Origin of the sequence: Arthrobacter sp. zg-Y820 (assembly GCF_030142155.1) — a bacterium.
Taxonomy (GTDB): Bacteria; Actinomycetota; Actinomycetes; order Actinomycetales; family Micrococcaceae; genus Arthrobacter_B.
Genome location: NZ_CP126247.1, coordinates 1888801 through 1908322 on the forward strand (window position 1 = coordinate 1888801; position 19522 = coordinate 1908322).

21 protein-coding genes and 1 pseudogene are annotated in these 19522 nt (G+C 64.2%); 7 read left to right on the plus strand and 15 right to left on the minus strand.

The window, feature by feature from the left end; all coding sequences use genetic code 11:
• Nucleotides 1–11 precede the first annotated feature (11 nt).
• From QNO08_RS08515 to QNO08_RS08545, 7 genes are read right to left on the minus strand one after another with little or no spacing between them, the layout of a single operon-like run.
• Nucleotides 12–1133, minus strand: coding sequence for an acyl-CoA dehydrogenase family protein (locus QNO08_RS08515; RefSeq protein ID WP_229965979.1), 1122 nt, complete (start codon nucleotides 1131–1133; stop codon nucleotides 12–14).
• Complete coding sequence (locus QNO08_RS08520) at nucleotides 1114–2331, minus strand: acyl-CoA dehydrogenase family protein (RefSeq protein WP_229965978.1); 1218 nt, start codon at nucleotides 2329–2331, stop codon at nucleotides 1114–1116. Before QNO08_RS08520 ends, QNO08_RS08515 begins: the two co-directional genes overlap by 20 nt.
• 32 nt (nucleotides 2332–2363) lie before the next feature.
• Nucleotides 2364–3542 (minus strand): lipid-transfer protein, encoded by a 1179-nt coding sequence (locus QNO08_RS08525; RefSeq protein WP_229965977.1) that lies wholly within the window; start codon nucleotides 3540–3542, stop codon nucleotides 2364–2366.
• Nucleotides 3539–3943 carry a MaoC/PaaZ C-terminal domain-containing protein gene (locus QNO08_RS08530; RefSeq protein WP_229965976.1) on the minus strand — a complete coding sequence of 135 codons (405 nt, stop codon included), beginning with the start codon at nucleotides 3941–3943 and terminating at the stop codon, nucleotides 3539–3541. Before QNO08_RS08530 ends, QNO08_RS08525 begins: the two co-directional genes overlap by 4 nt.
• Nucleotides 3940–4386: a Zn-ribbon domain-containing OB-fold protein gene (locus QNO08_RS08535; protein ID WP_229965975.1), complete on the minus strand. Its 447-nt coding sequence runs from the start codon at nucleotides 4384–4386 to the stop codon at nucleotides 3940–3942. The genes QNO08_RS08530 and QNO08_RS08535 overlap by 4 nt, the downstream gene beginning before the upstream one ends.
• Nucleotides 4383–4967: an FAS1-like dehydratase domain-containing protein gene (locus QNO08_RS08540; protein ID WP_229965974.1), complete on the minus strand. Its 585-nt coding sequence runs from the start codon at nucleotides 4965–4967 to the stop codon at nucleotides 4383–4385. The genes QNO08_RS08535 and QNO08_RS08540 overlap by 4 nt, the downstream gene beginning before the upstream one ends.
• Nucleotides 4967–6625, minus strand: a complete 1659-nt coding sequence (locus QNO08_RS08545; protein WP_229965973.1) for an AMP-binding protein — start codon at nucleotides 6623–6625, stop codon at nucleotides 4967–4969. Before QNO08_RS08545 ends, QNO08_RS08540 begins: the two co-directional genes overlap by 1 nt.
• Before the next feature lie 158 nt (nucleotides 6626–6783).
• Between QNO08_RS08545 and QNO08_RS08550 the strand changes: the two genes are divergently transcribed.
• Entirely contained in the window at nucleotides 6784–7554 is a 771-nt protein-coding gene (locus tag QNO08_RS08550; protein WP_229965972.1) for an IclR family transcriptional regulator, read from the plus strand.
• Between the two features lie 39 nt (nucleotides 7555–7593).
• Here QNO08_RS08550 and QNO08_RS08555 read toward each other — a convergent pair whose 3' ends face one another.
• The 4 genes from QNO08_RS08555 to QNO08_RS08570 form a co-directional block, all read right to left on the minus strand.
• A complete protein-coding gene (locus tag QNO08_RS08555; RefSeq protein WP_229965971.1) occupies nucleotides 7594–8193 on the minus strand; it encodes a PaaI family thioesterase in 600 nt (199 codons plus the stop codon).
• A gap of 265 nt (nucleotides 8194–8458) precedes the next feature.
• A complete protein-coding gene (bsh, locus tag QNO08_RS08560; RefSeq protein WP_229965970.1) occupies nucleotides 8459–9406 on the minus strand; it encodes a choloylglycine hydrolase in 948 nt (315 codons plus the stop codon).
• A gap of 187 nt (nucleotides 9407–9593) precedes the next feature.
• On the minus strand, nucleotides 9594–10049 hold the full coding sequence (locus QNO08_RS08565; RefSeq protein ID WP_229965969.1) for an ACT domain-containing protein: 456 nt from the start codon (nucleotides 10047–10049) through the stop codon (nucleotides 9594–9596).
• Between the two features lie 91 nt (nucleotides 10050–10140).
• A complete protein-coding gene (locus QNO08_RS08570; RefSeq protein ID WP_229966095.1) occupies nucleotides 10141–11103 on the minus strand; it encodes an aldo/keto reductase in 963 nt (320 codons plus the stop codon).
• A 340-nt stretch (nucleotides 11104–11443) separates the two neighbouring features.
• On the opposite strand from QNO08_RS08570, the gene QNO08_RS08575 reads away from it, so the two are divergent.
• From QNO08_RS08575 to QNO08_RS08585, 3 genes are read left to right on the plus strand one after another with little or no spacing between them, the layout of a single operon-like run.
• On the plus strand, nucleotides 11444–12268 hold the full coding sequence (locus QNO08_RS08575) for a hypothetical protein (protein WP_229965968.1): 825 nt from the start codon (nucleotides 11444–11446) through the stop codon (nucleotides 12266–12268).
• Nucleotides 12265–13098: an enoyl-CoA hydratase-related protein gene (locus tag QNO08_RS08580; RefSeq protein WP_229965967.1), complete on the plus strand. Its 834-nt coding sequence runs from the start codon at nucleotides 12265–12267 to the stop codon at nucleotides 13096–13098. The genes QNO08_RS08575 and QNO08_RS08580 overlap by 4 nt, the downstream gene beginning before the upstream one ends.
• Before the next feature lie 43 nt (nucleotides 13099–13141).
• Nucleotides 13142–14245, plus strand: a complete 1104-nt coding sequence (locus QNO08_RS08585) for an MBL fold metallo-hydrolase (protein WP_229965966.1) — start codon at nucleotides 13142–13144, stop codon at nucleotides 14243–14245.
• Nucleotides 14246–14418: 173 nt separating this feature from the next.
• Here the strand turns inward: QNO08_RS08585 and QNO08_RS17510 are convergent, their stop codons facing one another.
• The gene (locus tag QNO08_RS17510) at nucleotides 14419–14772 is read right to left on the minus strand and encodes a Pycsar system effector family protein (RefSeq protein ID WP_502858885.1); all 354 of its coding nucleotides are present in this window, start codon (nucleotides 14770–14772) and stop codon (nucleotides 14419–14421) included.
• Between the two features lie 413 nt (nucleotides 14773–15185).
• A complete protein-coding gene (locus QNO08_RS08590; protein ID WP_229965965.1) occupies nucleotides 15186–15554 on the minus strand; it encodes a hypothetical protein in 369 nt (122 codons plus the stop codon).
• A gap of 867 nt (nucleotides 15555–16421) precedes the next feature.
• Between QNO08_RS08590 and QNO08_RS08595 the strand changes: the two genes are divergently transcribed.
• Nucleotides 16422–17168, plus strand: a complete 747-nt coding sequence (locus QNO08_RS08595) for an alpha/beta fold hydrolase (protein ID WP_229965964.1) — start codon at nucleotides 16422–16424, stop codon at nucleotides 17166–17168.
• Nucleotides 17169–17331: 163 nt separating this feature from the next.
• Here the strand turns inward: QNO08_RS08595 and QNO08_RS08600 are convergent, their stop codons facing one another.
• Nucleotides 17332–18243, minus strand: coding sequence for a toll/interleukin-1 receptor domain-containing protein (locus QNO08_RS08600; protein ID WP_229965963.1), 912 nt, complete (start codon nucleotides 18241–18243; stop codon nucleotides 17332–17334).
• A 253-nt stretch (nucleotides 18244–18496) separates the two neighbouring features.
• Between QNO08_RS08600 and QNO08_RS08605 the strand changes: the two are divergent.
• Nucleotides 18497–18682: pseudogene (locus QNO08_RS08605) on the plus strand (DUF8548 family protein); the annotation flags it as partial.
• 46 nt (nucleotides 18683–18728) lie between these two features.
• Nucleotides 18729–19082 carry an iron chaperone gene (locus QNO08_RS08610; RefSeq protein WP_229965962.1) on the plus strand — a complete coding sequence of 118 codons (354 nt, stop codon included), beginning with the start codon at nucleotides 18729–18731 and terminating at the stop codon, nucleotides 19080–19082.
• A gap of 41 nt (nucleotides 19083–19123) precedes the next feature.
• Here the strand turns inward: QNO08_RS08610 and QNO08_RS08615 are convergent, their stop codons facing one another.
• A complete protein-coding gene (locus QNO08_RS08615) occupies nucleotides 19124–19405 on the minus strand; it encodes a PLD nuclease N-terminal domain-containing protein (protein ID WP_229965961.1) in 282 nt (93 codons plus the stop codon).
• Nucleotides 19406–19522: the final 117 nt, after the last annotated feature.

The window sequence follows — 19522 nt, forward strand, 5'->3', positions numbered from 1 at the left end:
AGGAGCAGAGGTCAGGCAGGAGTTCCGATCATGGGCAGGGTTTCGATCATCGATCCAAGTTCGGCCATCAGCGCCGGTGCGCTGCCCAGGGAATAGGCGTTCTGCCGGCCCCACAGGAAGTACCGGTGGATCGAATAGTCGATGTCGGCGCCCATGCCGCCGTGCAGGTGCTGCGTGGCGTGCACAACGCGCAGGCCGCCCTGTGCCGCCCACCAGGAAGCGACGAGCGACGCCGACTCCGCGTCAGCATGTTCCTGATCAACGAGCCAGGCCGCACGGCGGGTGGTGAGCTTGATCCGCTCGGCGTCCAAGTGCGCATCCGCGGCTCGGGCCGAGACAGCCTGATTGGTCGAGAGCGGACGATCGAACTGAATCCGCTCCGAGGTGTAGGCAGCAGTAATTCTGATCGCTTCCTCACAGACACCCGCCTGGACGGCCGCCAACGCGATCCGTCCGAGCAGCCGGGCCTGCCGGACCGGAGCGCCCTCGCCGGTAAGCAGCTCAGCGGCGTCAACGTGAACGTTGGTGAGCGTGACCGTGGCTGCGGCCCCCTGGTTCGTCATCGCGATGCTCTCGCGGTGAACTCCGTCGCGGTCCACCGGCAGAAGAGCAGCGACCACGCCGGTCTCCGTCATCACCGGCACAAGCAGGGCAGCGGCGGCCGTGGCCCCCGGCACCGCGGCGAGCACGCCGTTCAGCCGCCAGCCCGCACCGTCGCGTTCGCCGCGAACCGCATTGTCCCCGTCCACGCCGGCGTCGATTGCTCCGACGATCAGTTCCGAACCGTCAAGGAAACCGGGCAGCCAGCGCTGCCGCTGCTCCTCGGTTCCCCAGTTCGCGAGCGGCAGGGCGGCCATGGCGACGGCGGAGGCCAGCGGCACCGGTGCCACCCGGCGTCCCTGCTGCTCAAGCACTGCAGTCAGGCCCAGCATGCCCAGCCCGGAGCCGCCGAACTCCTCGGGAAGCGCGAGTCCCAGGATGCCGCTCTCGGCCAGGGCGCTCCAGAGCGTCTCATCGTGGCCGCCGAGCTCACGCTCGACGTCGCGCACGCGCTGGAGCGTGGCCAGTGAGGCGAAGATTTCGTCCGCAAGCTGCGCTGCTTCGCGCAGGTCTTCATCGAGTTCGAACTGCATTGGAGTCTTCTTTCTTCTCTTGGCGGCGTGCCGCCAGTGTCATTCCGAGCGCCTTGGCCGCGACGATGTCCCGCAGGACCTCGTTGCTGCCTCCGCCGAAGGTATTGTTCTGTGCCCGACGTGCCAGCGTCTCGACGCGGCCGGAAATGGCGGCGCCCGGAGAGCCGGCGCGCAGCAGGCCTGCCACGCCGAGTACTTCCTGCAGCTTGCCGTAGACCTCCACGACGGTTTCGGTACCGATCACCTTCGCGGCGGCGGCGTCGCCGCCGGTGAGGGTGCCCGCCGCGACGTCGGCAACCAGGCGCAGGTTGACCAGATCAGCTGCGGAGAGCAGCGCGTACACCTCGGCGAGCGTGGAGCGTACCCACGGCAGGTCGATGACGTGGCCGGAGCCCAGCGGCTCGGTGCGGGCCCACTCCACCACCAGTCCCAGCATCTCGTTCGCAATGCCGCCGCGGGCCGCCAGTGCGACCCGCTCATGGTTGAGCTGGTTGGTGATCATGCGCCAGCCGCCGTTGAGCTCGCCAACGACGTTGCTGAGCGGAATCCGCACGTCCTGGTAGTACGTGGCGGCGGTGCTGATGCCGCCGACGGTGTGGATCTCGGTGGCGGAGAAACCCGGCGCCGAGGTAGGCACCATGACCACCGAGATGCCCTTGTGGCGCGGTGCGTCCGGGTCGGTGCGCACGGCCAGCCAGATCCAGTCGGCGAAGATTCCGGCACTGGTGAACAGCTTGTTCCCGTTGATGACAAGCTCGTCGCCCTCGATCCGCGCCGTCGTGCGCAGGGACGCGAGGTCGGTGCCGGCGCCGGGTTCGGAGTAGCCGATCGCGAAGGTCAGCTCGCCGGCGAGGATCGGCGGCAGGAAGAACTCTTTCTGCTCGGCCGTGCCGTATTTCATCAGCGCGGGGGCGACGGTGTTGAGGCTGACCAGGGACAGCGGCGCGTTGGCGCGGATCACCTCGTCGTAGAACACGAACTGGGCTTCCGGGTCCACGCCCCGCCCGCCGAATTCCTCCGGCCAGCCGAGGCCCAGCCAGCCGTCGGCGCCCATTTGTTTGAGGATCCGGGTGAAGGTGGGGCCGCCTTCCGTCTGGTGCACGAGGTCGCGGGCATCCTCGGCGCTGATGATGTCGGCGAAGTAGGCGCGCAGGTCGGTGCGCAGCTGCTTCGCCGCCGGTGAGAGATCGGGGTTCATTTTTCGCTCCTGGGGCTCAGTAGTCATTGGGCTCAGCGGTCGCTGGCGAGTACGAGTGCGCTGTGCGGCACCGGCGAGCCGCCGGTGACCAGCACGTTGGCGAGGGTCTTGGCCGGCTGGTTGGTCGAGGTGCCGCGGATGAGGCGGACGCCTTCGGCGATGCCGTTGACGCCGTGCATGTAACCTTCACCGAGCTGCCCGCCGTGGGTGTTGATCGGCAGGCTGCCGGTAAGTTCCAGTGCGCCGTCGGCGATCATGTCCTTGGCTTCACCGCGTTTGCAGAACCCGTACTCCTCGAGCTGGAGCAGGACCATGGGGGTGAAGGCGTCATACAGGATGGCGGCGTCGATGCCCTCGGGCCCGTGTCCTGCCTGCTGCCACAGTTGCCGTGCCACGAGCTCCACTTCCGGCATCTCGTCGATATTGTCCCGGTAGTAGCTGGACATGGAAATCTGCTGCGGTCCCACACCCTGTGCCGCGGCAGTGATGATCGCCGGCGGATGCGGCAGGTCGCGGGCGCGTTCGGCGCTCACGATCACCAGCGCCTGTCCGCCGTCGGTCTCCTGGCAGCAGTCCAGCAGGCGCAGGGGGTCGGCGATGAACCGGGAGGCCTGATGGTCCTCGATCGTAATGGGGCGGTTGTGGAACCACGCATTTGGGTTGTTGGCCGCGTGCTTGCGCGAGAGGACGGAAATCTGCCCGAAGTCGGCACTGGTGGCGCCGAACTCATGCATGTAGCGCCGGGCCAGGAAAGCTTCCTGGGCCGCGGGCGTCAGCAGCCCGTACGGATTGATCCAGTTCCGGTACTCCTGGTCGGTGGTTTGGGCGTAGGCAAACTGCGGCGGACCGGAGCCGAAACGGTGGCCGGAACGCTCGTTGAAGGCCCGGTAGACGACGACGACGTCAGCGACACCGCTGGCCACCGCCATCGCTGCCTGCTGCACCGGAGCGCAGGCTCCGCCGCCGCCATGCGGAATGCGGCTGAAGAACTTCAGCTCCGGGATGCCGAGCGCCCTGGCAACGGCAATCTCCGGATTGTTTTCCATGGAGAACAGGGAGAACCCGTCGACTTCCTCCACTCCGATTTGGGCATCGGCCAGTGCGGCCAGCACTGCTTCGCAAGCGAGCCGCCATTCACTGCGCCCGGAGTCCTTGGAAAACTCGGTGGCGCCGATGCCCGCAATGGCCGCCCGGCCCGAAAAGCCGCTCATGCTGCAGCCTCCGCCGGCAGGCTCACGCTCACCGTGGCCGTGAGGTGCGCGCCGCGGGCATGCGAGCCGACGACCTTCACCGTGGCCTGCGTTGCATCGTGCCCCACGATTTCTCCGGTCAGGTGCAGCACGTCACCCGGATAGAGGGGAACCCCGAGGCGCAGCTTGACCGAACGCAGCCGCGCGGCGGGCCCGGCCCAATCCGTGACATAACGGCCCAGCACGCCGTTGCTCGAATTGATGCTGATGAAGATGTCCGGGGAGCCGCCGCGCCGGGCGGCATCCGGATCGTGGTGCACGTCCTCGAAGTCCTGCGAGGCAATGGCGCCGGCCACGATGAAGCTGCGGTCGATCGGGATGTCGAGCTCGGGAAGTTGATCTCCGAGTTTAAGCTTGCTCATGACGCTCCTTGCTGCTGTGTAGCGTTCGTTGTTTCGCGCCGCAGCCGGAGCCGCGGCAGTTTCTCGCCGTGGGCGTGCTCGGCAAAGTACACCTCGACGGCGCAGCCGATGGCGAGGTCGTCATGGTCGGTCGGCTCGAAATCGGCCACCAATCGGGTTCCAGTGTCCAGATCCACGAGACCGACCAGCAGCGGGTAGGTGAAGGCCGGATCCTGGGGATGGTGCACAACGGTCCAGCTGTGCAGGGTGCCCTGCCGGTTCGATTCCACCGAGTCCCACTCGAACGAGCGGCACTGCGGGCAGGTGGGTGCCGGCGGATGGCGCAGCGTGCTGCAGTCGGTGCAGCGTTGCACGACTAGGCGCCCTTCGGCCGCGGCGTCAAACCAGAACACGTTGTCGTGCGTCCGCACGAGCGGCGGAACTGCTGTTCCCGGGGCTGTCATGCTGTCTCCTTGGGCCGGAACCGCAGCAGCGTGAACTGTTCGGTTGTGATGGTTGCCTGTTCGGCGTCTTCGTAGCGCTTTCCGAGAGTGATGAAGTATCCCTCGCCGAGCCCTGTCTTCTTTGGGCCGACAATGGAGTCAATGGTGTAGTGGCAGGTCACGTGCATTCCCACGGTCAGTTCGCGCTCGTAATGCTGCTCCAGCTCGGTGGCGACCACCGAGGTGTACCCCGCCTTGTCGAGCAGAAACAACAACTCGGAGTACGGGGTCTCTTCGACCACGCCGTCCCTGCGGGCGAGCTGCACTTCACGCCATCGGCGGTATCCCGACATGATCCAGGTGGAGACCATGGCCGGGGGAGCGATCACCCCGCTGCGGCCGGTTTCCTGTGCCGCGGCGTCGTCAACGTAGACCGGATTCCGATCGTCGAGGGCCTCGGCCCAGTTGCGGATCATTGCTTCCGAGACTGCGTACCTGGCCACCCGGGGTGGTTCGGCGACCGTGCCGACGAACCGCTGGAGGTCTTCGGCGCTGAGGGCGTGTGCTGCTGCGCCGCGCTGGCTCTCTTCCAGAGTCGGCATCAGGCACCTGCCCCGACGAGAGCCTGCGATGCTGCCGGCAGGGAATTGATGCGGCCGGCGGCGATGAATTCGGCGCGAATCGTTTCGCGCAGCTCCTGGTCCAGCGGGACAAACGGGCTGGTGCGGCTGGCAGCCCACCACACGTCGTCGGCCTCCCACGCGGTCTTGCGCAGCGGCGCCTTGTCGATCTTCACGTTCGCCGTGGTGGGTGCCTTGTCGACGATCCGCACGAACGTCGGACGCCACTTGGTGCCCAGGTCCGGCTGCGCGTCCAGGAAGGCCGCGAAGTCGAGAGGATCAAACTGGGCACCCGGGTGCAGCACCAGGGTGACCATGAGCTGGTCGCCGGTGCGCGGATCGGGCACGGCGTAGGCGTGCGCGCCGGAGACTGACGGGTGGCGCGAGATGATGCGTTCGATGGGTGCGGTGCCGAAATTCTCTCCGTCCACCCGCAGCCAGTCGGCGGTTCGCCCCCCGAAGTAGAAGTAGCCGTCCTCATCGCGGTAGGCCAGGTCGCCGGTCCAGAAGTCTTCGCCGCCGAACCGCAGCCGGTCCGCCATCGCTTCCGGGTTCTTGTAATAGCCCTCGAACCGGGGCCCGGCGCCGACCACGACGATCTCGCCGGTGGCCTCTTCGGCGTTAAGCAGCCGGCCGCTTTCATCAAACCGGGCCCGGGGGAGCTCGACGTTGTCGTCGGAGCGGACTTCCACAATCATGCCCGGAGCGGGAAGCCCCAGCGACCCGGCGGGGGTGCCCGGCACGGGCACGATGCGCACGATGCCCTCGCTGGAGCCGAAACCCTCGCGAACCTCGCAGCCGAAACGCTCGCGGAAGGCCGCGGCCTCGGCGGGGGAAGCCTCGGAACCGAAAACCGCTTCCAGGGAGTTGTCGGCGTCGGCCGGATCCTCCGGTTGGGCCAGCACGTAACTCAGCACGCGACCGACGTAGTTGACGAAGGTGACCTTGTGCTCCCGGAGGTCGCTGGAGAATCGGGTGGCCGAGAATTTCCGCACCATGACCACTGTTGCGCCCACCTCGGCGGCAGTCGCCAGGTTCATCATGATGGAGTGGCCGTGGAACAACGGCAGATGAAGGAAGCTGACCGAATCGCGGTGCAGCGAGATGCGATCCTTCAAGTTCGGGGTCAGGGCACCGAGGCGGCCCTGGGTGCAGATCACGGCTTTGGGGGCGCCGGTGGAACCGGAGCTGAACAGCAGCAGGTAGATCGCTGCCGGGTCCGGAATCTCCGCCGGCAGCGGCGAGCCGGCGTGGGCGGAGATCAGCTCGGCATAGGCAGCAGACTCCACATCGAAGATGCGGTCGGCGGGCACCGGAAGTTCGGGGCGGTCGTCTGCGGCCAGGTAGAGCGGCTCGCTGATCAGCAGATCGCAGTCAGCATGGGCCATGTCGTGCGTGAGCTCGGCCCCGCGGCGGGTGGGATTAATGCCGACGACGACGTCGCCGCTCAGCCCTGCAGCCAGCAGCCAAAAGACGAAATCGGGAGTGTTCTGCAGCAGGATCCCCACATGGACCTGGCTGCGTCCGGCTCCAGGCTCGATCGTGTCCAGGATGGCCGCCCTAGCTGCAGCCTCGGCGACGACCTCGGCCCAACTCCAGCTCCGCCCCTCGAAGCGAAGACCCTCATGCTCATCATGCACGCGCCCTCGAACTACTTCAGCGTACGTTCGCACCGCATCTTCTCCTTGTTGTCACAACGTTTCGCCTTACGCTAGGTGATCTTCCACCGTGCTCCCGCCGTCGTCCCACTGGGTGGAATCGGCAAGGCGCCGGTCGGAACGCCGGGCAGGCTGTAGTCATGTTTGACGGACAGCAAGAGGACGCGGGACCACGCAGCGGCGTACTCGAGCGCGTCACCCTGATCATGGACTGCCTGGGCGAGGCGCCAGGCCACCTCATGCTCGAGGACGTCGCAGGAATTACCGGGCTTCCGCGCTCGACGACGTTCCGGCTACTCCGCCAGCTGGCAGACCTGGGCTGGGTGGGGCACGAGGCGGAGGGCTATGTGCTGGGCCCGCGCTTGGCGTACCGCGGCGTTTTGGCGGATTTTGACGGACTGCGGGCCGCCGCGTCTCCGGTGCTGAGCGAGCTGGCCGGCAAGACCGGCTGTGTTGCCCACCTCGGGATCATGCACGGGGGCTTCGTGGACTATGTGGACAGGATCGGCGCCGGAGCCGAATCCAGCGTGCCAACACGGATCGGCACCAGGATCTTCGCCCCGGAATCCACCTCCGGAATGGCGATGCTGTCCTGGCTGGCGCCCCAGGAGGTTGACGCCGTCATTGATCACGCCGGGGCCAATCGTTCCGGCGGGCGTGATGTTCTGCACCGGGATCTGGGGATTGTTCGACGGCGCGGAGGCGTCGCTTACCGCGACGGCAGCGGCGGTGCCAGTGGCGTCAGCTCCGTGGGTGCTGCCATCCTTGGTCCGGAGGGGCCGGTTGGTGCGGTCTCGGTTGCGCGCCGGGGGAGCATTCCGCTGCAGAGCGTCGGGCCGCTGGTCCGGCGTGCCGCCGATGCCATAACTGCAGCGCTTCACGACAGCACCGCTGGCAGCGAGCGGTTATGACAGCCGGGCCCGCCGGCCGCCCTGAGTGAGTGCTGGCGCTCACGGCCTGCTCGCCGGAACGAAGATCCCCCGTGCACTGAGCGTGGCGCGCCCGTTGTGGCTGATGGCTCCCTCGGCGACGACTGTGCGTGCCTTCAGCTCGACGATCTTTCCGGACACCTCAACGACTTCGCCGATCGGGGTGGGATGGTGGAACGTCAGGGTGAGCTCGGCGGTGAACGCCGGGGTAACTTCAGCCATCACCAGGACACCGAGCACCGCGTCAAGAAGCGCCGCCCCGAAGCCGCCGTGCAGCATGTCCGGAGGCCCTTCGTGGACAGCGCTCAGCCGGAGGCGTGACCGCGCCTCACCGTTGCTGATCTCAATCAATTGGGGGATGCCCAGGGCGTTGTACGGAAACATGCGCCATCCGGCTCCCGAGCGGACCTCGCTTTGCCGGTCCGGCGTGAAAGGAATGCGTCGCATCCGGGGTGCGCGGCTGGCCTCCAGCCGTGAGCTGATCCCGTCCAGCCGCTCTGCTGCCTTCAGCATCTGCTGCTCTGACACTGTTGTCGTCGTTGCGGCGAGCATCAACCGGCGGGTGGCGGCCATCAGGGTGTCTGCTGTGTTTGACGGCCCGTATTCCCGGTCATTTTCCATGGCGTGCACGCTACGCGGTGGCCGCTGCCGGAAGCGGCCGCGTCCCACTGAATGAAATGGTGCAGGGCGGTCAAGGGGTGTCCCCGGGCCCACCGACGCGGAGGCTGCTCGCCTCGTTCGCTAACCGGAGCCCAAGATGGAGGTGATCAAGGAAGCGAAACTCTCTCGAGGCTGCGACTTGTACCGCTGGCACTGATACCTGCGAGGTGAGGCGGCGCTTCCGCGCCCTCGACGCACAGGGATCTTCTCGTGCCGGAGCGGAGAGCTAGACGACCACGAGGTCCGTTCCATCCGCCGCATGGTCGGCCATCGCTACGCTGCGGATTGCCGGATCTTCATAGGTGTTCCAGTAGTAGGTCGTGGTCCGGGACGAGAAAAGCCCGGTGTAGGTGGTTATTTCAAACTCGCCCGAGCCCATGGCCGCGCTTCCGTCCACCATCGAGACCGACTGCAGGGTATGGAACGCGCGGCTGACGTTCTCCTCTTCGCTCGTCTTGGGCGGGTAGTTCGCGTGGACGTAGGCCGCGCGCACAAACCGCGACGGCGAGTAGTAGTCGCCGGGGATCCCCCGCATCAGCGACCCCGAGCCGAACGGGGCCAGGTGCGCCTGGTTGAGCACGACCTCCTCCGGGAAATCGGGCGAGGCATTGAGGTAGTTGCGCAGGTTCTCGTGGTGCCAGCCGAAGCCGGGCTGGTTTGCCAGGACGTCGACGTCGTCGTGGAAGACGTGCATGCCGTCGTGCGTGTACTCCACAACGATGGCGCGCGTCGAGTCGCCGATCAACCAGTGCAGCAGCGAGCTCGGGTACTTCTCGTTGATCGGCCGATCCACAATGACAACCTTGTCCAGGGCTGCCTCTACCTCGTCAACACTGGAGAACTGGGAGGCCACCCAGAGCGGAAACTCAAACGCGGCAACATTCGTCGCGCCTTCAACCGGTGCCGACGCGTACTCCGCGTACCCCGGAAAGTTAAGGCCGCCGACCGCCAGGCCGGCGTCATTGCCGCAGTCGAAGTAGAGCGGCGTGTCTTCCTCCACAATGCCCATGCCAATGACGGCATGTTGGATCTTCGGCGCCGCGCCGAAGGGCGATTTGGTGGCGTACCCGGTGGGCGTCACCACCACCTTCTCCCCGAAATCGGATGTCCAGTCGAGGTTGCGGGCGAAATAGAGGTTGCCGCTGCCGTCCGAGAACCTGATGCCTGTGCACATATTGATGCTCCCTTTGATGGTGACGCTCCGAGAAGCTGCGATGTTTGGGGGACCTGCCGGACGCCTTCAAGAAGTAACGGAGGTGGCCACCCGGCCCGCAGCCTCCCTGCCGGTTCGTTTCAAGGCTAGGCCAGAGCCCGAGCAGGCGGCAGTGTGCTCTCCCCAAACGACGACGCCGCACACATATTCAGGTTGTCGGCTTTCCGCGTGAGGGGTCGACGTCGACCTGCGCTTCCGGGTGTCGGATCAGATAACCCTTGTCTCGCAGGGCTTGCAGAGACTGATCCAGAAATTCACCGCGCAGGAGTAGGAGGTCACTGTCGAAAGTCGATAAAACGAAGACTGGTAAGCCCTGCTGGGCGACCGCCGTTGTGAGGCCGGCAACAATCCCGGCCAAGTTGAACGGAATCGGCCCGTCAACGTAAAGGCAGCGCCACCCTGAATCAACATCGTCCGCCGTAAGACAGGCACTTTCTTCCGCGACCACGGAAAGCTCTTTGCGGGTGCGGGTGATCGACCACAGACCAGACAGCTGGCCAATGTCATCCAACGCGGTAAGGGGATCGAAACGGTAAATGCTCAAATGGTCCGGAAGAAGAGTAAGGCTCGCTGCCGGTGCCACACCGATTGGATTCTTGGTCATGGTTACACCGATTCGGTGTCGCGGAAGACGCTCACGACGGCGTCACTCTAATCGCTCGGCCACTATGGCAGAAGACCGACCACCGTCACAACTATTGCCAGGTCGGGCTCATGCCCTCGGGATAGCGAGCTCCGAAGCCGCCGGTCGGCAGGATCTCGCTGATGCGGGCTAGATCGGCTTCGGTGAGGCTGAGGTCGACGGCGCCAACGTTTTCCTCGACGCGCTTGGCGCTGCGGGTGCCGGGGATCGGGACGATATGTTCTCCCTGCGCGAGCAGCCAGGCGAGGGCGAGCTGCGCCACGGTGGCGTCCTTGGCTGCAGCGAGATCAGTCAGCCTACGGGTGGCGTCGACGTTCTTCTCGAAGTTGCCGGGCTGCCAGCGGGCGTCCCAGCTCCGCATGTCGGTCTCGTCATACTCGGCGGCGGGCTTCGCGGTGTCGGTGAGGAACCCGCGCCCGAGAGGCGAGTAGGGCACGAAGCCGATGCCGAGCTCGTTCAGGACGGGGAGCAGCACCTCCACGTCGCGTTCGAAGAGGGAGTACTCGGTCTGAAGGGCCGAGACGGGGTGAACGGCATGCGCGCGGCGCATGGTCTCCGGGCCGGCTTCGCTGAGACCGAAGTACTTCACCTTGCCGGCATCGATAAGCTCCTTTACGGTTCCGGCGACGTCCTCGATGGGAACGCTGGGGTCCACCCTGTGCTGGTAGAGCACATCGATGTGGTCAACTCCGAGACGGCGCAAACTGTTCTCGACGACGTCGCGGATGTGTTCCGGGCGGCTATCGAAACCGCCGTCGCGCGTGAAGCCGAACTTCGTGGCGATGACGACCTCGTCGCGGAAGCTCTTCACGGCCCGGCCAACAATTTCCTCGTTCGCACCCCAGCCGTACAGCTCGGCTGTGTCAAAGAACGTCACGCCCAACTCATGCGCTTTCCGGATTGCAGCAATGCCTTCCTGCTCATCACCGGGACCGTAGGCAAGCGAGATTCCCATCGAGCCGTAGCCGATGGCGGAAGTGGTCAGGCCCTGCGTGCCCAATGTTCGTGTCTGCATCATGTCTCCTTGGTATGGATCGAGCGGCAGTATGGATCTAGCGGCGTCCAAGACGCCCACCGAACGTGCGTGCAGTCTATGTCTGTTCGACGCGCAAGGTTTCGATGAGACCACCGTCTACCAAACTCCGCAACGGTGCGATGACATCTCGGGAACTCCGTCATGAAGCCTTCAGGCTCCTGAAACCCACAGCACTGGTCAGCTCGACGATCTGCAGGGTCCGGCTTTAGTGGCAGGAACCTCCGCTCTTTAGATCACGCCCTTATCCCGTTGGGACTTCCGAGCGTCCGGGTCTGCAGTCTGCTAGCCTGACCAAACAAGCGCTAGACAGAGGAAATCCATGCTCGCCGACCTGGCCTTCTTTTCATTTGTGGAACTCACCGATGCCTCTTCGCACGGGGCCTACAACCGCTGGCACCAGCTCGACCACCGGCCGGAAAACCTCGCGCTTCCCGGTGTGGCCTGGGGAGACAGATGGGCCCGCGTAGCTGACCCGGAGGCAGCGCTGTCGCGGGGGAGTGCAGCAGGCCGCACTGGATCAACGACCGGCGCCAACTCCCCGAAGGGCGCTGACGCCCTGGCCGGCACCGACTATGTCGCGATGTACTGGTTCCGGTCACCCGCCGAGGAGAGCGTCACGGCCTGGAACAACCTCGGAGAGGCTTCCTTTCAATGGGGCCGCGGCCCCATCATCCCCGGCGTTCGGCGTCCGCTTCTCGGCTTCTTCCGCCCCGTCAAGGGGTATGCGGCACCTCGGGTGCTGGTGGATCCGGACGTGCTGCCCTACCGCCCCAACCGCGGCCTGCACCTCACCCTGACCCGCTACGCCGAGCCGCACGGACTCGACACCCACAGTTCTTTTACCTGGGAGGACACCCGGCTGATCCCGGAACTGCTCAACGTTGACGGGGTGGCCGGGGCCTGGACCTTCTCCTTCAGCCATCCGCAGCAGCACGGCACACTTCCGTTCACCGCCACATTCGCCGAACCGCCGGGCGGCCTGCGGATCAGGATGCTCTATCTCGACGAGGACCCCGGCACAACAGCTGAGTCCGTTCGAAAAGCGGAGCGCAGGCTTGAAACGGCTCCGGACGCCCCGCGGGACGTCGGCGAGGTGCTTTTCTCCTCGCCCCTGAGCACCATCATTCCTTGGCAGGACTGGTGAGCACCTCCTTGCCCGGAACGGGCAGCCGCCAGCCGACAACCGACAACAAAACCGCAGGAGCGCAGATGACGCTGACCGAAACTTCCATCAGCATTGAGTCCACCAACGGAGTGGCATGGCTGCGCTTCAACCGCCCTGACACGCTCAACGCCGTGTCCACCGCCGCCCTGGCGGAACTCGCCGAAGCCCTCGAATCGGCCCGGGACGCTGACGCCGTCGTCATCACCGGGGCGGGACGTGCCTTCTGCACCGGCGCGGATCTCGGCACCGACGTCAACGGGGCGACTGTCGCAGCAGCCGGGGAAGTGGTGTCACTGATCGCCGCCATGCCGGCGCCGGTCATCGCGGCGGTGAACGGGCCGGCTGCCGGCGTCGGGGCCTCCATCGCCTTCGCCTGCGATCTGGTGCTCGCCGCTGACTCGGCCTTTTTCCTGCTGCCGTTCCTGCCCCTGGGCCTGGTGCCCGACGGCGGTGCGACCCACGCCGTCGTCACCGGCGCCGGCAGGACGCGGGCGGCCCGCATGGCGTTCGGCGGGGAACGCATTCCGGCAGCCCTCGCCGCGGAATGGGGGCTGGTGGGCGAGGTGGTGCCGGCTGCGGAGTTGGAGGCCCGCGTTGGCGAGGTGGCCAGCCGGCTGTGTTCCGCACCGCGCGCTGCGGTGACGGAAACCAAACGGCTGCTGCGTGCCGCCGAGGCCCCGGCATTGGCCGCAGCCCTGGAACGGGAGCTGGAAATTCAGTCGGACCTGCTGGGCAGGCAGGAGTATGCCCGGGCCCGCGAAGGATTTCTGGCCCGGAAGCCTGTGGATTTCCGCGGCGAGCGCGGCTGAAGGTTGTCGGGATGCCGGACCAAGTGCTTGCTAGACTCTCGCCATGAGCAGCAATGGAGTGCGCACTGTCCGCCCGACGAGCGCCGGGCAGCAGACGGCGCTGCAGTCCTCGCGGCTGCCCCGGCCTGAACTCGTCGCGGACAACGTGTGGGCCATAGCCGCACCCATCCCCGAAGGCGGTGTCACCTACACTCTCAGCTACGTCCTGCTCAGCGGCGACTCGGCGTCCTTCTCCATCCTGGACCCGGGCTGGGACTCACCCGGGAACCTTGATGCCCTTCACCGTTCCCTGGGGCTGATCGGGCTTACCCTTGAACACCTCTCCACCGTCGTCGCCACCCATCACCACCCCGACCACCTCGGCATCGCAGCCACGCTCAGAGCCATGACGGGTGCGAGGGTGGTGCTCTCCCGCGAGGAGCGGGCTGTCCTGACACATCAGCTCAGCCCCGAGCTGCGAAGTCCGGCGTCGTACAGCCGGGTCCTGGAGGCATGGGGAGTACCCGCTGCACGCCGGGGCGAGCTCACTGCTGCATTTGCGCGGCCGCCGGCGTTTTCCGACATTGAGCCGGACCTGCTGCTGGACGACGGCGACATGCTGGATCTGGGCTCCCACAGCTTAACCGCTCTCGCGACACCCGGTCACACGGGAGGCCACCTGTGCTTCGCCGACAATGAGCGCAAGCTCCTCTACACCGGCGACCATATACTGCCGCAGATCCACTCCGGGTTTGGGCTCGGTTCCCGCCCCGGAGACAAGCCGCTGCCTGATTACCTGGCGTCGCTGCAGTCCCTGCAGCGGTTCGGCGGATATGAGGTGCTGCCGGGGCACGAGTTCCGCTTCCGCGGACTTGACGCGCGCGCCGCCGAAATTTGCTCGCACCATCTGCGGCGCACGCAGCGGATTGCGGATCTGCTGCCGGAACTCGGGGACGCGTCCGTGTGGGACTACTCGTGTCGGCTGCACGGAGCGGGCTGGCCCCGCCTGCACGGGTTCTTCCTGCATGCCGCGCTCCGCCAGACCGAGCTGCACCTCGAGCTGGCCCGCAGCGGACTCCTCGAAGGGCTAGTTGCGCGCTGTCCCGAACCGGGAACTGAGACGAACACCGGGGACTTCCCGTCCGTTTCAGCCGGCTCCGCCGGCTAGGCATTGCCGCAACAGGACCTGTGCGAAAGCCCAAGCCAGTCCGCAGGGCCGGCAGCGAATATCTTCGACGAGCTGGAGCAGCTGCTTGTCGTGGGAGGATGGCCGTCCGATGTCGCTACAAAGGCAATCGCGACTATCGAATCTCGCGCCGAGCTTGGGACGTTCACTCCTGGTCAGATGCTTAGGGAAATGACCTGTGTGCCGCGTTGCCTCGAATCGGAGTTCCTCGGCCCACGAAACTTCTTGCCTTGCTCTCTCGTCTTCGTGCGCGGAAACAATGCGCCTGCCGCGAATCCAACTGCTGCTACCAAGGCTGCCAGGCAAGCGAAGGCTGCAAGGTTGAGCCCGATAGACCATACGTCGTTGGACCGTGCCACGTTGAAGAGCAGAGTCCCGGTCACGCCCACAAAAGCCAGCGTAACTCCGGTTTTTGCATCGGCGTGCCGGATCCATTCATTCGTCGTAGACAGGACCTTCCACGCGTGATCTGGTTGGGTTGGTTCAGGTACTGCTTTACGCTGGCGCACTAGTGCCTTCTATTCTTTGGTCGTCCGCATCAGACCCTACGAGGAAGAGGAAGTAATCCAGTGCTCGAGAGGGCTCGAAGCCATTTCGAGTGCAGAGACAGTAGAATCACAATCAACCATCCTTCTGTGGGCGCATAACACGCGTTCCAAATGCTTGGGTTAGCTGCAGGTGACCTGGTCCTCGGTAGATCTAGCAGCACACTAAACGACTTTGCGCAGACCTTCCGACGCATCCTGAAGATGGTGCTCGACCTCGTGGAGGACAAAGGATGAAAAGGACTGCACTGTGAATTCTTTGCCGTCCCCGCGGAGTCCTGCGCGTTCCCAGGAACTGGAGGGAACTTGGTCGAATACGCGAGCAGCAAGTTCCAATTGGCTCTCGAGATCTGCAGACAAGGCGAGCCTGTCCGAGTTCAGATCCCTTTACCGGATTTCATGATCAGACCGATTGTTCCAGGTACGAATCGAAGACCTACGCCACCGTAGGATGCCGCGTTGATGGTAATCGGCTGAATGCTTTCCAGCTCAGAAAGATTGAAAACGTAGCGCTTCAAGGGATGCAGATTCAAGACCAGCTGCTGTTTGTCAGTTGAAGTCTCGAGTTTGGGAAGAACGACGATGGCACAGCTCAGTCCGATGACTAACATTCCGGTTATAGATGTCACCAGAACCTCCCCCTCTGAGAGACCCATGACGAAGACCGCACTTCCGATGACGACCCCCGCGCCAATGATCCAGGCCTTGAGAGGCCCCCGAAATCTCAGGGTCTCAACCTTGTGCATGTTCTAAAGTTCCTTCCATTTGGACTCCGCGACGTCTCGTCATACACTGCTTCGCTTTGCAGAGAATCCCACCTCCGCAAACCGGTCCACGCACCTTTGGCCAAAAGTGTGATCGTCTGTGCTCCCGCAGTAGGGCACTACTTTGGTACGCATTTCTGGCAGTGCAGCTTGTTCTCTTTGTAACCATCAGCCTGGGGCTCGGGTTCCTCCTTTTCTGACTCTCCGATCACGGCCATAAGAGTGCAGCAGGAGCACTAGCCTCTGTCTCTGGAGCGACACTTGGCCTGATAACCCTGGTTGGCCCGTTCTGGCCGCCATTCATTGGCTTCATCGTTCTCATGGCTTATGTCGCTGCTACGTACCTGTTCCGGTGGATCCGATCCCCGCGCCGATCCCTCAAAGGGATGACACTATTCGCTACTGCCACCCGCAGAGGTGACCAGAGGCTTCACCGTATCCCCCCCATGACAGGATCTCAGCGCCGGCCACACATAGTTCAGATGCAGTTCTGGCCTGATATCAGCCGTGCGACGAAGGCGGATACATGCTCCAGTACGTAGCCTTGCATCATGAGAGTGAAGCTAATCAATGGTTCGACCTACTCGATCATCAAACGCGCACCCGCACTTGGCCGACGAGACTACGTATGGGTAGGTGATAACGGCCAGGAGATTGAGCTTACGGATGAAGAGGCTGCTCAGCTTCTGTAGGAGATCCGTCTGATCATTCCTCCGGGACGGTCGGTGCTCCGATAGACGTTCTGCTCGCGGGCCACTAGGCGTTCGTGGTAAGGATTCGAGACCGGACACCCCGTCCTTAGCGCCATTGGGCAGCGAGGCGGTCGAAAGGCTCTGGGATGATGGCCTGATGTACATAGACGTGGGCGATGGCGACGAACCGGTGCTGATGCTCCACGGAGCCGGTGTCAGCGGGTGGATGTGGTCACCCACGCGTGCGCTGTTGAACTCTGCAGTGAAAGCGATCGTTCCCGACCTCCCCGGATTTGGCCGCAGTGCTTCCTATCCGTACGTTTCGCACAAGGCCACCGTCGAGGAACTGCGCGCAGTCATAGAAGGTTACGCTCCGCAGGGAGCGCACATCGTCGGGTTCTCGCTAGGAGCACAACTGACGATCTTGCTCGCGTCGGAGGTGCCCCACCTCGTACGGAGCGCAACGGTAATCAGCGCAGAAACCAAACGCGCCCCGCTTCCCGGTCCCACGCTCGGTCTGCTGGCACTGGCTGCACCACTCTCTCGTCAGCGGTGGTTCGCCGAAGCTCAAGCCCGCCAACTCGGTATCCCGAAGGACCTTTGGGCTGAATACCTGCACGACAGCGCGACGACCTCTCGCGAAACCCTCCTGGCCAGCGTCGGCGAGAACATTCGATTCACACTTCCCGCAACATGGAGCGACTACCCGGGCTCCGCCAGCGTCCTCGTCGGCGCACGGGAGAGGAAACTGATGCACGACTCTGCCGGTCTTACCTCGTCAGCTTTGCCCGGGAGCACCCTGCTCACAGTGAAGGGGGCTGCGCACGACATCCCGCTCTCAGACCCACGTGTCGTCGTGTCGGAACTCGGTCGCCAGATGAGCGACTGGCGGACGCGCCCATAAGCCCATCCTCTACAGCGCCACTCAGCGAGGACTGGAATGATAGATGTCCCGCTCACGGATTGGCGGCTACTCGAGGAAGTACCCCTGCTCTGTGTGAGGAGGTAGGTGCATGCGTCGCCGTCTCCAGCTAATCCAGTGTTCGGCTAAGCATCAGCCCGTCTGATCAGCTCGCGAGCAGAATCTCGTACCGGAACTTGACCGAAGGACGCCGGTACTGATCGCCGTCCTCGGTTGGGGTCACATCGAGAAGGTCAATCCAACACAATGCGCCGTGCTCATTCAGAAGAAGCACGGCGTCTCCCGGTCTAGCGTCGACTACCCGGCCAGGGATCAAGTGGTCCTCGGCGGCGCCACTGAAGGGTCGTCCACCACGGCTTATCCCGACTGCTTTCACCGGGTCCGAATAGACGGCGACAACGTCCCCACTCCGCTCAGACGCCATGAACCCGAAGCAGTACTCTCCATGACCGAGCACGTAGGTTTCCCCGGGTGCCCATTCGTAGTCGAAGAGGATCTCCCCGGTCGGTGCAGGACTATGCCAGTTGCCCGGATTGCGCAGCGTATCGATCTTTTCAAGTCGGCGCGCGCGAGCCCGGAGCATGGCGACGGTGGTCTCGCTATCGCGGCGGCCAGGAAGTCCCTCAATCCACCGCCAGAGCTCCTCCACTTGCGCGCTGCCGGGGAACCAACCCTGAGCGGGATCGGCGTTGAAATCGAAACCGCGGGGTTTCTCCTCGGCGAGCCATTTGGGAAGCGTCGTCTTCGGATTCCCCTTGAAGAGAATGCCAAGCCATCCCTGCGGCTTCGTGGCGAAGACAGACGACAGCCAGCGTGTCTCGACTCCTACCCCAGACGTAGGACTATTATCGGCACGCTCCACGTAGTTCTCGTCAACCACCAGAAGGACGCGGTCTGAGTCTGTGGCAAGTCGCATGAAGCCGTTGAGGCTATCCGAGTAGTTAACGTCCGCGTCGATAAGGACTTCGTAGCCCACGGCCTTGAGATGCACAGCGAGAAGATTCACCCACTCCCGATGGGCGTTGGACGTCCAAGCATATGAGATAAACAGCTTCACAAATTGCTCCACAGATAATAGGCGACACGGTCCTCACCTGGACTATATGCCACTAGATCCGGCGGCACTGTCGCGCAGTCGCGGCGCTTGAACGTGCGTGTACCAAAGCGGGACGCGATCGCTCCAAGATGTCGGCACTCGGGCATCGGCAGACGCGGTCAGCCTGCTGTGTAGCGCCCTGGTGCGTGGACTCGATAGCGGATCTTGCGACTAATCAACGTGCTCATGATGGGCCAGCAGCGTCGTAGCGAAGAGGATGGTTATCCGCTTCGTAGCGGAGCCTGCGGGCCTCGACGCTCAGAAGCTGACGCCCGTGGAAACGGCCGACCTGATCCAGCAGGTTGCAGAGCTCTATCCGGCCCAGCGGAGACGCCTTGATCACGTGATCTGGCGCCATGTTTACGGGCGGGATACGGTCAAGGCCGATGAGTTGGTCTAGCATCGCTACTGTTGCGAGACGAGGTCTCATGGTTGAAGAATGGCGGATGACCATCTCCGACCATGACACGTACATCGCTGCGGCTCCGGAACAGTTCCGCCCACTGCTGACCACGTTGCGTGCTCAGCTCGCGCGTACCCTGCCGGACGCGGAAGAGGTCATTGAGTACAACATGCCGGGGTTCCGAATTGGACGATCGATTGTCGCCAGTTACGCCGCCTTCAGTAAGCAATGCGGCCTTTATCTCGCCCCAGGCGCCATCACCGCTCATGCCGAAGACATCGCCGCCGCCGGGCTGAAAGCCACCAAAACCGGCATCAAATTTCCCGTGAACAAACCCATCCCTGACGACCTCGTCGAACAGCTCGCCCTAACCTCGCGGAAGGACGTTGGGCTGTAACGCTGTGGACGATCCCTTAGCAAGGCGGGGGCAGCAAGGCCTTACCTGGCGCTTTTCGCCGGGTTGCGACCGGCGTCGCGGCTTGAGGAGGTGTTAGCCCGGCGACCGATGAGGAACCAAAGAAGCGAACCGATCACGGGGAAGACAAACACCACGAGTACCCAAAGCGCCTGTGCGAGGCCGGTGAGATGGTGAGAGCACGCAATACCGATGACAGCCGCTACAAAGAGGAGCAGTGCAAGCACGCCAATCCCTACAACTGTGAACTCCCACTGAGTGGGCACGATCGGATTTGCACCTTCAGCTGCTGTCCATACCAGCACTACAGTCCCCCTTTGTTTGGGCCCGCGAGATACGGACGCTACTCCAACCTAGTGCTGATCTCGAGTTTCCCACGGGATCCGCGTACGGATGTGGGATCACTTCGTCCTGGCCGTGCG